At 58.5% G+C, this 12798-nt stretch carries 12 protein-coding genes; 2 read left to right on the top strand and 10 right to left on the bottom strand.

The genetic code is table 11. From position 1 onward, the window contains the following. Positions 1 to 126: 126 nt before the first annotated feature. The 3 genes from HGP17_RS12720 to HGP17_RS12710 form a co-directional block, all read right to left on the bottom strand. Complete coding sequence (locus HGP17_RS12720; protein WP_168809411.1) at positions 127 to 1356, bottom strand: DUF2325 domain-containing protein; 1230 nt, start codon at positions 1354 to 1356, stop codon at positions 127 to 129. Positions 1357 to 1425: 69 nt separating this feature from the next. Then, positions 1426 to 2070 (bottom strand): pyridoxal 5'-phosphate synthase, encoded by a 645-nt coding sequence (locus HGP17_RS12715; RefSeq protein ID WP_168809409.1) that lies wholly within the window; start codon positions 2068 to 2070, stop codon positions 1426 to 1428. 9 nt (positions 2071 to 2079) lie between these two features. Further along, positions 2080 to 2856 carry a class I SAM-dependent methyltransferase gene (locus tag HGP17_RS12710; RefSeq protein WP_168809407.1) on the bottom strand — a complete coding sequence of 259 codons (777 nt, stop codon included), beginning with the start codon at positions 2854 to 2856 and terminating at the stop codon, positions 2080 to 2082. A 172-nt stretch (positions 2857 to 3028) separates the two neighbouring features. On the opposite strand from HGP17_RS12710, the gene HGP17_RS12705 reads away from it, so the two are divergent. Then, positions 3029 to 3919 (top strand): LysR family transcriptional regulator, encoded by an 891-nt coding sequence (locus HGP17_RS12705; protein ID WP_168809405.1) that lies wholly within the window; start codon positions 3029 to 3031, stop codon positions 3917 to 3919. A gap of 25 nt (positions 3920 to 3944) precedes the next feature. Here HGP17_RS12705 and HGP17_RS12700 read toward each other — a convergent pair whose 3' ends face one another. The 7 genes from HGP17_RS12700 to HGP17_RS12670 form a co-directional block, all read right to left on the bottom strand. Beyond that, complete coding sequence (locus HGP17_RS12700) at positions 3945 to 4676, bottom strand: molybdate ABC transporter substrate-binding protein (protein WP_168809403.1); 732 nt, start codon at positions 4674 to 4676, stop codon at positions 3945 to 3947. After that, complete coding sequence (locus tag HGP17_RS12695; RefSeq protein WP_168809401.1) at positions 4669 to 5460, bottom strand: ABC transporter ATP-binding protein; 792 nt, start codon at positions 5458 to 5460, stop codon at positions 4669 to 4671. Before HGP17_RS12695 ends, HGP17_RS12700 begins: the two co-directional genes overlap by 8 nt. Then, a complete protein-coding gene (locus tag HGP17_RS12690) occupies positions 5450 to 6484 on the bottom strand; it encodes an iron ABC transporter permease (protein ID WP_168809399.1) in 1035 nt (344 codons plus the stop codon). The genes HGP17_RS12695 and HGP17_RS12690 overlap by 11 nt, the downstream gene beginning before the upstream one ends. Beyond that, positions 6481 to 7545: an ABC transporter substrate-binding protein gene (locus HGP17_RS12685; RefSeq protein WP_205925957.1), complete on the bottom strand. Its 1065-nt coding sequence runs from the start codon at positions 7543 to 7545 to the stop codon at positions 6481 to 6483. Before HGP17_RS12685 ends, HGP17_RS12690 begins: the two co-directional genes overlap by 4 nt. A 218-nt stretch (positions 7546 to 7763) precedes the next feature. Continuing rightward, positions 7764 to 8786, bottom strand: a complete 1023-nt coding sequence (locus HGP17_RS12680) for an ABC transporter permease (protein WP_168809397.1) — start codon at positions 8784 to 8786, stop codon at positions 7764 to 7766. Further along, on the bottom strand, positions 8770 to 10305 hold the full coding sequence (locus HGP17_RS12675; RefSeq protein WP_168809395.1) for a sugar ABC transporter ATP-binding protein: 1536 nt from the start codon (positions 10303 to 10305) through the stop codon (positions 8770 to 8772). Before HGP17_RS12675 ends, HGP17_RS12680 begins: the two co-directional genes overlap by 17 nt. Before the next feature lie 156 nt (positions 10306 to 10461). Then, positions 10462 to 11448: a sugar ABC transporter substrate-binding protein gene (locus HGP17_RS12670; protein WP_168809393.1), complete on the bottom strand. Its 987-nt coding sequence runs from the start codon at positions 11446 to 11448 to the stop codon at positions 10462 to 10464. Positions 11449 to 11782: 334 nt separating this feature from the next. Between HGP17_RS12670 and HGP17_RS12665 the strand changes: the two genes are divergently transcribed. Next, the gene (locus tag HGP17_RS12665; protein WP_168809391.1) at positions 11783 to 12793 is read left to right on the top strand and encodes a LacI family DNA-binding transcriptional regulator; all 1011 of its coding nucleotides are present in this window, start codon (positions 11783 to 11785) and stop codon (positions 12791 to 12793) included. The last annotated feature ends 5 nt before the right edge of the window (positions 12794 to 12798 follow it).

Genomic DNA, 12798 nt, shown 5'->3' with positions numbered 1-12798 from the left:
CTTCCCGCAAAACATTCAAGCCGGTGATCGTCTCGACGCCATGAACGTTCTGTCGCAATGAATTACGAGAGCCGACGCGATCTTGTTACACACAGAACGATGAAAACACCGAAACGTGATCGGCGGTTACTCAGCCGCAGCCAATGGCTGTGCGATCGCGGCAGCAAAGCTGGCCAGACTTGCCGAGCGGAGCGGACGATAGGGTTTCGAATTTTCGCGACACAAGCGCTTCACCATATCCGCGGCAGAGTGGCTGATGCAGTCGACGGGAAAAATTGCGGACGAAACGCGCCCGACCATTGCGGGCAGCAGCGAAAGATTGTCCTCGACGCCACCATCGTGAAGCACGAGATCGATATTGCGGCTTTCCGCCAGCTTGCGCAGCCGGTCGAACAGGCTTTTGCGGCCGCCGACATACAGCAGCGTTTGCGGTTCGCTGAAAGGCACAACCTCTGAAACATTCGGTGTGACGATTGCCGCCTCAACGAGCTCCAGCTCCCGTTGCAAGGCATTATTTTCGTCGGCGAGAACCGCGGCACGGCGCTCCGCCTCGGCAAGCTTGGCTTCCAGAGCGGCGAGACGACCGTCATGGTCTTCGGCGCGCTTGTCTGCGGCCTCCAGCTTTTCCCGAAGCTTCTCATCCTGTCGCTGATCCCGGCTCATCACTTCCGGCACGACGGCCTGCCGGCGCGAGAGGCCGGCTTCCAGTTCGTCGATGCGCCGCTGCAAGAACGTATGGTCGTTGGCTGCCGCCTGAAGCCGCGCCTCCTGCCGGGCAATCTTTTCGTCCCTCGCTTCGAGATCCAGCTGCAATTTACGCAGACGGGCGAGATCAAGGCGGCTTGAGCTGCCGACCAGATGCGACAGCATATGCACTTCGCCAAACACATCCTGCACAAGCGGCCGATCGCTCGCCGGATGGCTCATAACGGCCCAATACGCCCCGGATATGTCACCCTCATCGACGGCGATATTCCATTGCGCCCTGATCTCGGCGGCGGTCGATAACCGGGAAAATTGCTTCAGGATGCGCTCATGACGTCGGTCCAGCGCCTTGTTCAGCAGCTTGCCGGCGATATCGCGCTGGCCGGCCGCTCGCACGCCTCGACTATGTAGCGTGTGATCGCTAGCGGATTTCGCATCGATGTCCCCGACCTTGGCGAGGACTTGTCGCAGCTCGGTCGTGGTCAGGCATGTCCCGACGATCGAGCAATGAAACATCGACGCCATGTCCCAGGTCTTCAGCCTCTGGGCTTTGACGGTCTCAGCGTCCGGCAAAGGCTGCTGATCCAGCCGTTTGGCAGCGGTCGGAAGTGCGATCGGAAGCGGCTGTTTATGATTGAGCAGAACTGACATATCCGCACTAGCGTTATATTTCTTCGAATATTACGCTAGTGCGTCTTCTCTTCTCAAGCAAGCCCGACGTCAGGGCCAAAGCTGCTCTTTGATCCAACCCGCCTTCTCGCGCCTGTATCGCAGCCGGTCATGACGGCGATCGCTGTTGCCCTGCCAGAACTCGACTTCGTGCGGCATGACGATGAAAAGTGCCCAGCCGGATGCGACCAGATCAGGCTCCTCGTGCAATCGGCGATGCTGCTGCCGCAGGGCGTCCTCCAGGTCGTGCCGGGAGCCCATGACATCGCTTTGCCTGCCGATGAGGGCGACCGCCTTCGCGCCGGTCGCCCGCGCACGAAAATCGGCGTCCCGTTCGTGCGTCTCCGCCTGCAACGCCACGCCACGCAGTCGAACCTGCCTTCCAAGCGCTGACCAGTAGAACGTGAGGGAAACGCTCGGATTGAGCGCAATTTGGCGCCCTTTCGGCCCCTCGCCAGTCGTTGCGAAATGCCAGCCCCGGTGATCCAGGTTCTTCAGGATGAGAACCCGAGCGTCCGGCATGCCGTTTTCATCGACGGTCGAGAGCACCATCGCATGCGGCTCCTTTATATCGGCCGCGATGGCGTCACGCAGCCATTGCGAGAACAACTCGCGCGGTTCGTCCGGCGTCAGATCGGGATCGAAAGCGGGAAATGGCCCTGCCAGTGATTTCAACAGGCGTAAATCATCTCTCATGACACGAACTCATGGTCTAGCAATAACCAGCCGGAGCGACCCTTCGAAGAAAGGCTGACTGCGAAGGTCGCCATAGCGACGATCCCAGCTGCCATCGGCGAGATCACGGCCGAGATCTGCGACAAAACGCTCACCGATAGAGGGGTCGACGAAGCTCCAGGCCGAATTGGCGAGGCGTGCACCGGGATCGAGCATCCGCTCGGGCCTGCCATAATAGGCCTCGCCGAAACCATCGATACAATTCAACGGAATCGGCACCGGCATGACTTCGGCATGGCCGCCCAGACCTTCGACAATGCTCGCCATCGGCGGATAACGGCGGGCTTCCACGGCAATCATCTCGGGCGCATAGGCATGCAGCCAAGAGCGCTCCAAAAGATAGGGATCACAGCTGAGAATGAGCACCGGTCCGCGGGTGACCCGGCGCATTTCGCCAAGGCCGCGCTCAAGGTTCGACCATTGATGAACGGTGAACGTCGCCATGGCCGCGTCGAAGGCCTGATCGGGGAAAGGAAGATTTTCCGCGGTGGCGTCGATTGCTTGCGGAAGATGCGACGGTCGTTGCGCCCGCATCGATGCCGAGGGCTCGACTGCGGTGATCTGCCGATCGACCGGCTCGTAAGATCCAGCGCCGGCGCCGACATTCAAAACCGTCGTTGCGTCACCGAGAGCGTTGCGGATGAACTCCGCGATGTGCGGATCCGGCTGCCGATAGCGCGTATAGCCCGTGCCGATCACCCCATAATTCGCATCACCGGCGCTGCCGTCTTGATGTCTGCCTTGCATTTCATGCCTCCGTTGTTCGTGTGAACAAAGCTTCGCCCTGCATGAAAGCGTTGTCCCGCTCTCACGTCATTGTTCTGCAATCACACTGCCTCTTCGTTTCGAAGCCTAGAAACACTCTATCCGGCAGAAAGAAAAACGATATGATCGAACACTCAATGTTCGGAAAACGCACATGGCTAGACGCATCCCCTCACTGAACGCCTTACGAGCCTTCGAGGCAGCCGGTCGACTTGGTCGGATGACGCAGGCCGCTGAGGAACTGAATGTCACGCACAGTGCCGTGAGCCGACAGATACAACATCTGGAGAATGTGCTCGGAATTCCGCTCTTTGAAGGCCCGAAGAACCGTCTGCGGTTGACGGAAGGCGGCGCCACTCTTCTCGCCGGCCTGACGACGGCGTTCGACCAGATGGATATTTCCGTGCGTTCGGTTGCGGATACCGAGGACGGTCAGCTTGATGTTTCCTGTCCCGGCACATTCACCATGCGATGGCTGATCCCGCGCCTTTATCGATTTCAGGCAAACTATCCAAATATCGAAGTACGGCTCTCCGCGTCATCGAAACCCGTCGATTTCAGCCGGGATGGCTTCGATGTCGCCATCCGCGTTGGCACGGCACCCTGGCCTGATGGCGCCGACGTAATCTCGCTGTTTCCCGAGCAGACCGGCGCCGTGCTTGCCCCGTCGTCGTTTGCCGAGACGACGCCGGAATTCGATGGCGTGCCGCAGCTGCACACGCGGACACGACTTCGAGCCTGGGGAGATTGGCTTGCTCGTTCCGGCAGGTCGGTTGCCGCCAGTCCCCGCGTCGAATACGAGCATTTCTATTTCATGCTTGAAGCCGCCAGCGCGGGCCTCGGCGTCTGCGTGGCACCATGGCCCTATGTTAGCGACGATATCCGCTTCGGTCGGCTCATGGCGCCTTACGGCTTCCTCGAAAGCGGGCATGAATACGTGGCTCTCCGTCGCGCCCGGCGCAACAGAAAATCCGTCCTCTTTTGCGAATGGTTGCGCAGCGAAGCCGAAGCATACGTTCGCTCGAGCACCCCTCCAGCGAACTGATCGGAAAACCTGCGCGGGCGTGTGGTCATGCGATCGGAGAAAAGCCGGCGTCTCGCAAGATGCGCTGGCCTTGAGCCGAAAGCAGAAATTCCTGCAGAAGCCCGGCTCTTTCAGCCGCACCTTTGCGAACGGTCATCCCATACTCGATGACCGGTTGAAACTCCTGAGGGATCTCGACGACACTCAAGAGGGGATCGCTCGCAAGCAACCGCGCGTTCGAATAGTAGCTCATCATCAGGTCGACTTCGCCGTCGATGATCAGATAGCCGCCACTCTTGCCCGCAGGTGCCGGTGGAGAGTTGCGACCACCGACAAGCTGCCTTGCGCGAGCTTTCATCGCCTCGCCTTGACCCGGATGCCTGATCTCGACCCGATCGAAAACCTCGAAAGCATAGTCCCCGCCCGGATCGTCCCCTGGCGTCGACGTGCCGATCCGGACGGCCCGATCGGACAGTACGGGGAGAAAATTCGCCGTCGTGAGGCCTAGATCGGCACGCGCGACAACGCAAAGGCGGTTGCGCGCAAAACATACTGCATGCTCAGAAAAGCCCGCCGCAGCAAGACGGCGCGGATGGGTCATGTTGGCGGAGGTGAAAAGATCGAATTTCGCACCGGCCTCGATCTCCTCGCGCAGCAATCCTGCAGGCCCGAGCGTCAGCGAAACGGCAATGCCGGTTTGCTTTCCGAAAGCTTCAATAATGGCCGGAAATGCATGGCGCAAACTGCCGGCGGACAGGACGTGAATTGCCTCACTCATGGCCGACTTCCTTTCTGTTCCTCTGTCGGAACAACGGCACGAAAGCGGTTTCCATAAGCTCGCCGCTGCCGAGCGTCGCCGATCGCACCGGAATGCCATAAAGCACCTCGAGATTGACCTCGGTCATCACCTCGGCGGTAGTCCCGAAAACTGCCTGTGCCTGATCCAACATGAGCAAAACCTTGTCCGCGACAGCCACAGCATGATTTGGCTGATGCGTGGTGAAGGCAATGGCCAGTGCCTGGCGATCCGCCAGCGTGGCAAGCAGTGATAGCACGACATCCTGATTCCTGAGGTCGAGCGCAGACGCCGGTTCATCGAGAAGCAGAACGGTGTTTTCGCCCGCAAGAGCGCGGGCAATAAGCACGAGTTGACGCTCACCGCCAGAAAGAGCCTCGATATTTCGCTGTGCGTAGCCGGCCATACCGGTGGCATCCAAGGCGGCCATCGCCTTGTCGATATCGGCCTTTCGCGGCGTCTGGAAGAGCCCGATGTGGCGCGCGCGTCCCATCAACACGACATCGAGCACCGAATATGGAAACGAGCCGGAAAATTCCTGGGGTACGAAGCCGGTCTGCTCATTCAATCGAATATCGCCGCTGGTCGGCTTCTGCAGCCCCGCCAGAACGCGCAGCAAGGTCGATTTGCCGCGACCGTTTGGTCCGAGGATAGCCACGATCTCGCCGGCGCTGAGCTCGAAATCGAGCTCGCGAAACTGCCAACGCTTCCCGTCATAAGACTGGCTTGCCCTGGATATTTGCAGTTTGATCGGATCAGAAGCCACGGGCGCCTCTCTGGGTCTGCCGCAAGATGATGGCAAAGACGGGCGTGCCGATCAAAGCGGTGAGAATCCCAAGCGGAATTTCCGTACCCGTGATCGTGCGTGCTACCGTATCGATGATCAGGAGATAGAGCGCTCCAATCAATAGCGAGGCCGGCATCATCACGCGGTGATCAGGCCCAACGAGCATGCGTGCCATATGCGGAACGACAAGGCCGACCCATCCGATAATGCCGCTGATGGCAACCTGCGCCGCGACGATACAGGACACGAGTATGAGGATCAGCCAACGCAAGGGCTCGACACTGACACCAAGCGCGCGGGCATCCTCGTCACCGATGGACAGAAGATTCACCCGCCACCGCAGACCCAGCAACAACAAACTGCAGATCATGATCGGCCCGACGACCAGTGAGAATTTCTCCCAGTTCGCCGTCGCAAAGCTGCCGAGCAACCAGAAGACCATAGCCGGCAGCTTGTCTTCGGTATCAGCCAGATATTGCACGAGGCTCACCAGCGCTCCGAAGAAGCCGCTGACCACAACGCCGGCCAGCACCAGCGCCAGAATATTGCGGCGGGCGACGATGCCATTCAGCGCATAAACGATAACGAGAGCGGAAAGCCCGAAGGCGAAGGCGGAAGCCAGCAGGCCGTAGCGCGAAAAGCTCAGGAGAATTGCAAGCGTGCCGCCGAAAGCCGCGCCGGACGAAACGCCGACGACTTGCGGCCCGACCAGGGGATTGCGGAACACACCCTGCAGCGTCGCGCCCGACAGGGCGAGACCCGCTCCTGTCAGCACGGCGAGCAGGATGCGAGGCATTCGCACCGTGAAGACCACATTGGCCTCAGTCGCCGTGACAGGGATGGCGGGCGCGGAAATCGGCGCCCATAAAATCTCGACAACCCGCATAAACGGAATGTCGTATCGACCGATGCCGAGCGAAACAATCGCGGCAACCACCAGCATCACCGCCAGAATGGCGATGATTGCCTGCGGCGTTCGCCTGCGAAGAGCTACGGCGCTCATTGCGCCGCGCGATAATCGGTGCGGTAGAACTCCTTGTAATAGGCGTCTGCTTCCTTCTGCATGTCGATGTCCTTGAAGCGCTCGGGATAGAGCTCCTTGGCCATCCAGAGTTCGCCGAGTGCCATGGCCTCCGGCATCGGATAACCCCAGGCCTTGGCATATTCCGGCATCAAGTAGATGCGGCCGTTCTTGACGGCATCGATGGTTTGCCAGGAGGGCGCTTTCTTGATTTCATCGACGACAGCGGGATAACGCTCCTGTACGAAGATCACAGCCGGATCCCACTTCAGCACATCCTCCATCGTCACCTGCTTGAAGCCGCTGATCGAGTTCGCAACGTTGCGGGCACCGGCTCGCTCCATCATCAAACCGGTATATTTACCGCGGCCGTAGGTGGTGAGATCAGGGTTGGCCATGTAAACGGGGACGCGCTTGTCTTCGGGAATGTCGGCCAAGCGGTCAGCGACGAGTTTGCGGGTCTTCTTGGTGACCGCGATCATTTCCTCGCCTTTCTCCTTGCGACCAAGAACATCCGCAATCAGCCGCACTCCGCTTGCAAAGCCGGCATCGATCGCAGCCGGTTCGTCCTTGACGGAGGGATTGAGCTTCACAGCTTCTTCCGGTGGAACGTCGAGAAGCGAGATCGCGACGACGGCAAGGCCGGAATCCTCGATCTGCTTGACCATATCCGCCGGTGCATAATTGGTGACGAAGACGACGTCCGGCTTCAACTTCAACAGCTCTTCGATATTGACCTTAGTCAGCCCGCCCGGCATCGGCAAATTGGGCAGTTGCGGCGCAAGACGCACGTAATTGGCGCCAAGTTGCTTCTTCCATTCATCGAGAACGCCGACCACCTTGTCCATCGCATCAAGCTGAACGGCGATATTGAGCGTCTGGTGCTGCAGGATCACGACGCGGTTCACGGCATCCGGAATATGCACCTGCCGCCCGATCTGGTCAGTGACGATGCGATCCGCCCAGGCAGGCGCAGAAAACAGCAAACTGCCGAAAAGGACAGAGAATTTTGCAAGGGAGAGCAGATGACGGCGGCTGAACATGGGTTTCTCCTGAAAGGGTGCCCATCGCTATCATTATATTTTTCCGTATACAACGGCGGCGCCGATACGAAACCATAATCGCGCCGCGTCACCCGGTCATCACCGAAGCCATGGAAATATTTCAGCTTTCTGAAATATCGCGCAGCCCTGTTATTGAAACGACAAAGGCGCGAGGTATGCCTCGCGCCTTATGATTTCAATCACTCGCCAATCCAAGATCACCGGGTTTCGAGTATCCGCATCAAGCGGCCACGATAGCTATCCAGAATGACAGCCAGGACGATGACGGCACCGATGACGATCGGCTTGATGTTGTCGTCAGCGCCGAGCAGCTGCAGGCCTGTGGAGAGAACCTGCAGAATGCAGGCGCCGACCAGCGTACCGACGATTGACCCCTTGCCGCCCGAAAGGCTTGTCCCGCCAATAATGACCGCCGCAATCGCGTTGAGCTCATAGCCGATGCCTGCGACGGGGCTGCCGACGTTGAGGCGAAGCAGATAGACCATCGCTGCAATACCCGCCGTAAGCCCGGAGATGGTGAAAACGGCAATCTTGAAACGCTTCGGCTCGTGACCTGAAAGGCGAACGGCCTCCTCATTGGTGCCGATCGCGAAGACGAACCGCCCGAAAACGGTATAGCGCAGAACGAACCAGCCGATGAGGACGACGACGATCGCAATCAGGAAGATCGAGGGAAATACGCCCCAGAAGATCAGGTTCCCGAAATCCACGAAAGGCTGCGGCAGGCCTGTGATGGTGGAGTTGTCGCTCACGACCCGCGCCAGACCGCTCGCAACATTGAGCATGCCGAGCGTGACGATGAAGGAGGGAAGTTTCCACTTCTCGCATATCCAGCCATTGATCGCGCCAAGGACTGCACCCGTCCCCATCGATGCCAGCGATGCCAGCACGATCGCCTGCCAGGGAGAAAACCGGGGATCGATCATGATCGTCGCGCCGATCACAGTGCAAAGCGCAAGCAGCGAGCCGACGGACAGATCGATGCCGCCGACGAGAATGACGAACGTCATGCCCGAAGCCAGCACCGTGTTAATCGCGATCTGCACGAAGATCTTCAGGAAATTCTCCGGCGTCGCGAAATAGGGTGCTGTCGCCGAGAAGAAGATCAGGATGATGACGAGCGCAATGGTGACGCCCGCCTCCTTCATCGATATCCGAATGAGCTTATCCCAGAAGCGGGTCTCTTTCGCCTCGGTCGTTTGTTCAATGTTGCCGGACACGACTATACTCCTTGTAGGCGAGCGAGAGGATCCTGCTCTCTTCGAATTGGTCCCGGGCGATTTCGCCGGCTATCTTGCCATCCGACAAAACAATGATGCGATGGCAAATGCCCATGAGTTCCGGCAGGTCTGACGAGACGACCAGAACGCCCTTTCCTTCTGCCGCAAATTTCCACAGAAGATCGTAGATTTCGGCCTTTGCACCGACATCGATACCGCGTGTCGGCTCATCGAATATCAAGACTTTAGGCCCACGGAACAGCCATTTGGCAATGACCACTTTCTGCTGGTTGCCACCGGAGAATGTCCTGACCACCTGGTGGATGGACGGCGTCTTGATGCGCAGCTCGCGCACGAGGCGCTGCGAGTGATTGTTCTCTACGGTTCGGCTCATCAGGCCGTTGTGCGAGACCTTGCCGAGGTCGGTAATCGTCGTATTTTCGGCGCAGCTCATGTCGAGCATCAGGCCTTGCGTCTTGCGGTCTTCGGTCGCAAGGCACAATCCCGCAGCAACCGCGTCTTTCGGCGAATTGATTGCGACCGGCTGACCGTCTATGCGGATCTCTCCAGCAGCTTTCACATCGGCACCGAAAATCGCCCGCACGGCCTCCGTTCGGCCACTGCCGACAAGCCCGGCAATCCCTACGATCTCGCCTTTCGCGACGGAGAAAGATAACTCGGGGCTGTTGCGCGTTACCTTCAGGCCGGAAACGCCGAGCGCTTCGCCGGAAATGACACTATCGCCGCGAAACGCGTCGTGCTGCGCAAGCGTTCGACCAACCATCAGCTCAACGATTTTTGGAATGCCGAGCCCTGCAAGTGGCTGGGTGGTCACATGCTGCCCATCACGCAGGATGGTCACGTCGTCGCCGACTTCGAAAATCTCCTCGAGCCTATGCGATATGTACAGTGTCGTGACGCCGCGCGCTTTCAGTCGCTTCAGGATTTCGAAGAGGCGATCGACCTCCTTCGAGGTCAAAGTCGCAGTCGGCTCGTCGAGAACCAGAAGCTTGCTCTCGTAGCAGAGCGCCTTGGCAATTTCGAGCAATTGCAGCTGAGCAACGCTCAGGCTGCTGGCAAGCGTGGTTGGCGCGACATTGAGGCCGACCTCCGCGAGAAGTTCGAAAGCTCTCCTGTTCATCTGCTTGTAGTTCACCAGGCCGTATCGGCGCGGCAGATGTTCAAACAGAAGATTTTCGGCAACGGAAAGATTGGAAAGCGGGTGCAATTCCTGATGGATGACCCGAATACCAGCCTGGAATGCTTCCAGCGGAGATGTCGGCTCATAGGGCTTTCCGTCGAAGACGATGCGCCCGTCATCCGGCTTGAAGACACCGCCGAGCAGATTGATCAGGGTGGATTTGCCAGCGCCGTTCTCGCCGAGAAGGATATGACCTTTACCGCGGCCGATGTTGATGGAAACGTCCTTGAGCGCAACGACGCCCGGGAAGCGTTTGCCTATGCCTTCCAGTTTCAGGATGTAATCATCTGATGTGCCTGACACGTCCACCTCGCGCATGGTCTATTTCAGATTGAAAAAAGGTTGCCTGCCATGGCAACGTCGGGAACGCCTGAGAACGAGCGATGTCGAAGCGTTCAACCGCAAATCTGTCGGGCAGCGAATAGCGCCGGCCAAGCAGCCGGCGCCTTCTCTCAGCTCGAGATCGAGACTTGATTACTTCACGTCCTTGGCGGTGATCAGCGTCACGTCCGTCTTGACCCAACCGGTGAACTTTTCGCCGGCATACTCACGAAGGCCGTACTTGATGCCCATGGCAGCCATTTCCGCGCCGTATTGCTCGACTGTCGCAAGCATCTTGCCATCCTTGAGCAACGGCTTCACCGACGGAATGTTATCGAAGCCGATGACCTTGATCTTGCCGGCCTGGCCGGAAGCGTCGAGCGCCTTGACCACGCCGAGGGCCATGGAGTCGTTGGCGGCCATGACACCCTGAATATCCTTATATTTGGTCAGGAAATTCGTCATGACGGTGTTGGCTTCTTCCGTCTCCCAATGCGCGGTCTTGCTGTCGAGAAGCTCGAGCTTGCCGTTCTTGATGGAGTCCATGAAGCCTTCCTTACGCTCCTTGGCGTTGTCGGCTTCAGGGTTGCCTTCCACGATCACGACCTTTGCGCCAGGCCCCAGGTCCTTTGCCAGAGCGTCACCGGCGAGTTTGGCGCCTGCGGTGTTGTCAGGCCCGAAGAAAGCGAGATCGAGACCAGCCGCCTTTTTGGCGTCCGCATCCAGCGGCACGTCAATGTTGATGACTTTGACACCGGCCTTTACGGCCTTTGCAAGCGGCGTGGCCATTGCCTTGGAATCGGCAGGCGCGACGACGATGATGTCGTATTTCTGCGTCACGAAGTTTTCGACGGCATCGACCTGCGAAGCAAAGTCACGTTCGTCCTTCATGCCGACGGCCTTGAAGTCGAACTTGTCCTTGTTTTCAGCCGCATATTTGTCGGCTCCGGCCTTCATCTGCTTGAAGAACTCGTTGGATAGAGACTTCATGATCAGGCCGACCTTCGGCTTGCTGGCCGCATAAGCCGGCGAAACGCCGCAAGTCAGGGCGAGCACCAGCGTGACTGCCAGGCCAAGCTTCAAGGCAGCACGACGCGGTGCATTGCTCAAGACGGATTCATGCTTCATAGAATTGGACATTTGTTTCCTCCCCAACGGTCCTGATCTCAGCTCCACCTGAGTTGCCTGCGGCAATGAACCGTTTCACCATTTAATGGGTAACAACGGTCAAAAGGATTGTCAAGCTACTCCAAAATACTCAACAAGTGACGGGGATTGCAATTTTATAACGATGCTGCACTATGTATGATGAACCGGTTCCAAGATATTTGGAGGTACCTCCGGCTCGGGATATTCGCATAAAGGAAATTTAACGTGCAGTCTCGTGATGAAGGCAGTAGAGACCGCTAGCCGGATGCCGAAATCAGACGCTCTGCTCGCGTTCGGGAACAAGAGAAGGACACATGCTTCTGTGATGCCAAAGGTCGGGATTCGAGACGTTGCCAAGCTCGCCGGGGTCTCCACCGGGACGGTATCGAGAGTCTTGAACGATCATCCCTCCGTCACGCAGGAATTGAGACGCCGGGTCAGCGGCATCATTGAAGAACTAGGCTACACCCCGGATCCGTCCGCAAGAAGCATGCGCAGCAAGGTCAGCCGGCTCATCGGGATCATCATTCCGGATCTGACCAATCCATTCTTCTCGGAACTCGTTCAATCGGCGGAACAAGTGGCCGCAAAGCACGGCTACAACATCATCGTCATGACCTCCTTCGATCATGCTGCGAAAGAAGCAGATCGGATTCGGCAGCTGACGAGCCGCAAGGTCGATGGCATCATCCTTGTCCCCAGCAACGACTTTCACACGATCAAGCTGCCAAAGGGATTGCCGATTGTCGTCGTCGACCGCCTCATGCCGGGATATTCGGGGATCGCGTCGGACCATCGTAACGGCGTGCGCCTTGGCGTCGAGTATCTCCTGAAACTGGGGCATCGGCGCATCGGCTTCATTTCCGGACCGAAGCATTCGGTTCCTGCGAACGACCGCTTGAAGGGCTATCTTGACGCCATGGAACATGCCGGGGGCGCCGTACAAAATCCCGGACCGCCGCTGATCATGGAAACCGCGTTCGATTATGAAAGCGGCCGTTCCGCCGGAAACTATCTTCTCGCACGGGCACGCCATGAACGCCCGACGGCGATATTCGCAAGTTCGGATCAGCAGGCAATCGGCTGCATGCGGGCAGCGCACGATTTGGGTATTCCGGTGCCTGCCGCCTTATCGATCGTCGGCTTCGATGGCATTCCGCTCTCCAGCATGACCACGCCGCGCCTGACGACGGTGAAGCAGCCGATCCAGCAAATCGCGGCAGCGGCTGTCGCCGTCCTTTTGACGGAGCAACCTGCTGCAAGCGCCGAAAACCGGGTGCTCTTTGCCTGCGAGCTGTCCGAAGGTGAAACAACCGCAGCTCCTCAGCCGGATTGAGAACC

Origin of the sequence: Rhizobium sp. P38BS-XIX, assembly GCF_012641435.1 — a bacterium.
Classification (GTDB): Bacteria; Pseudomonadota; Alphaproteobacteria; order Rhizobiales; family Rhizobiaceae; genus Rhizobium.
Note: the sequence above shows the minus strand (reverse complement) of the source record. Positions and strands in the feature narration are given on the sequence as shown.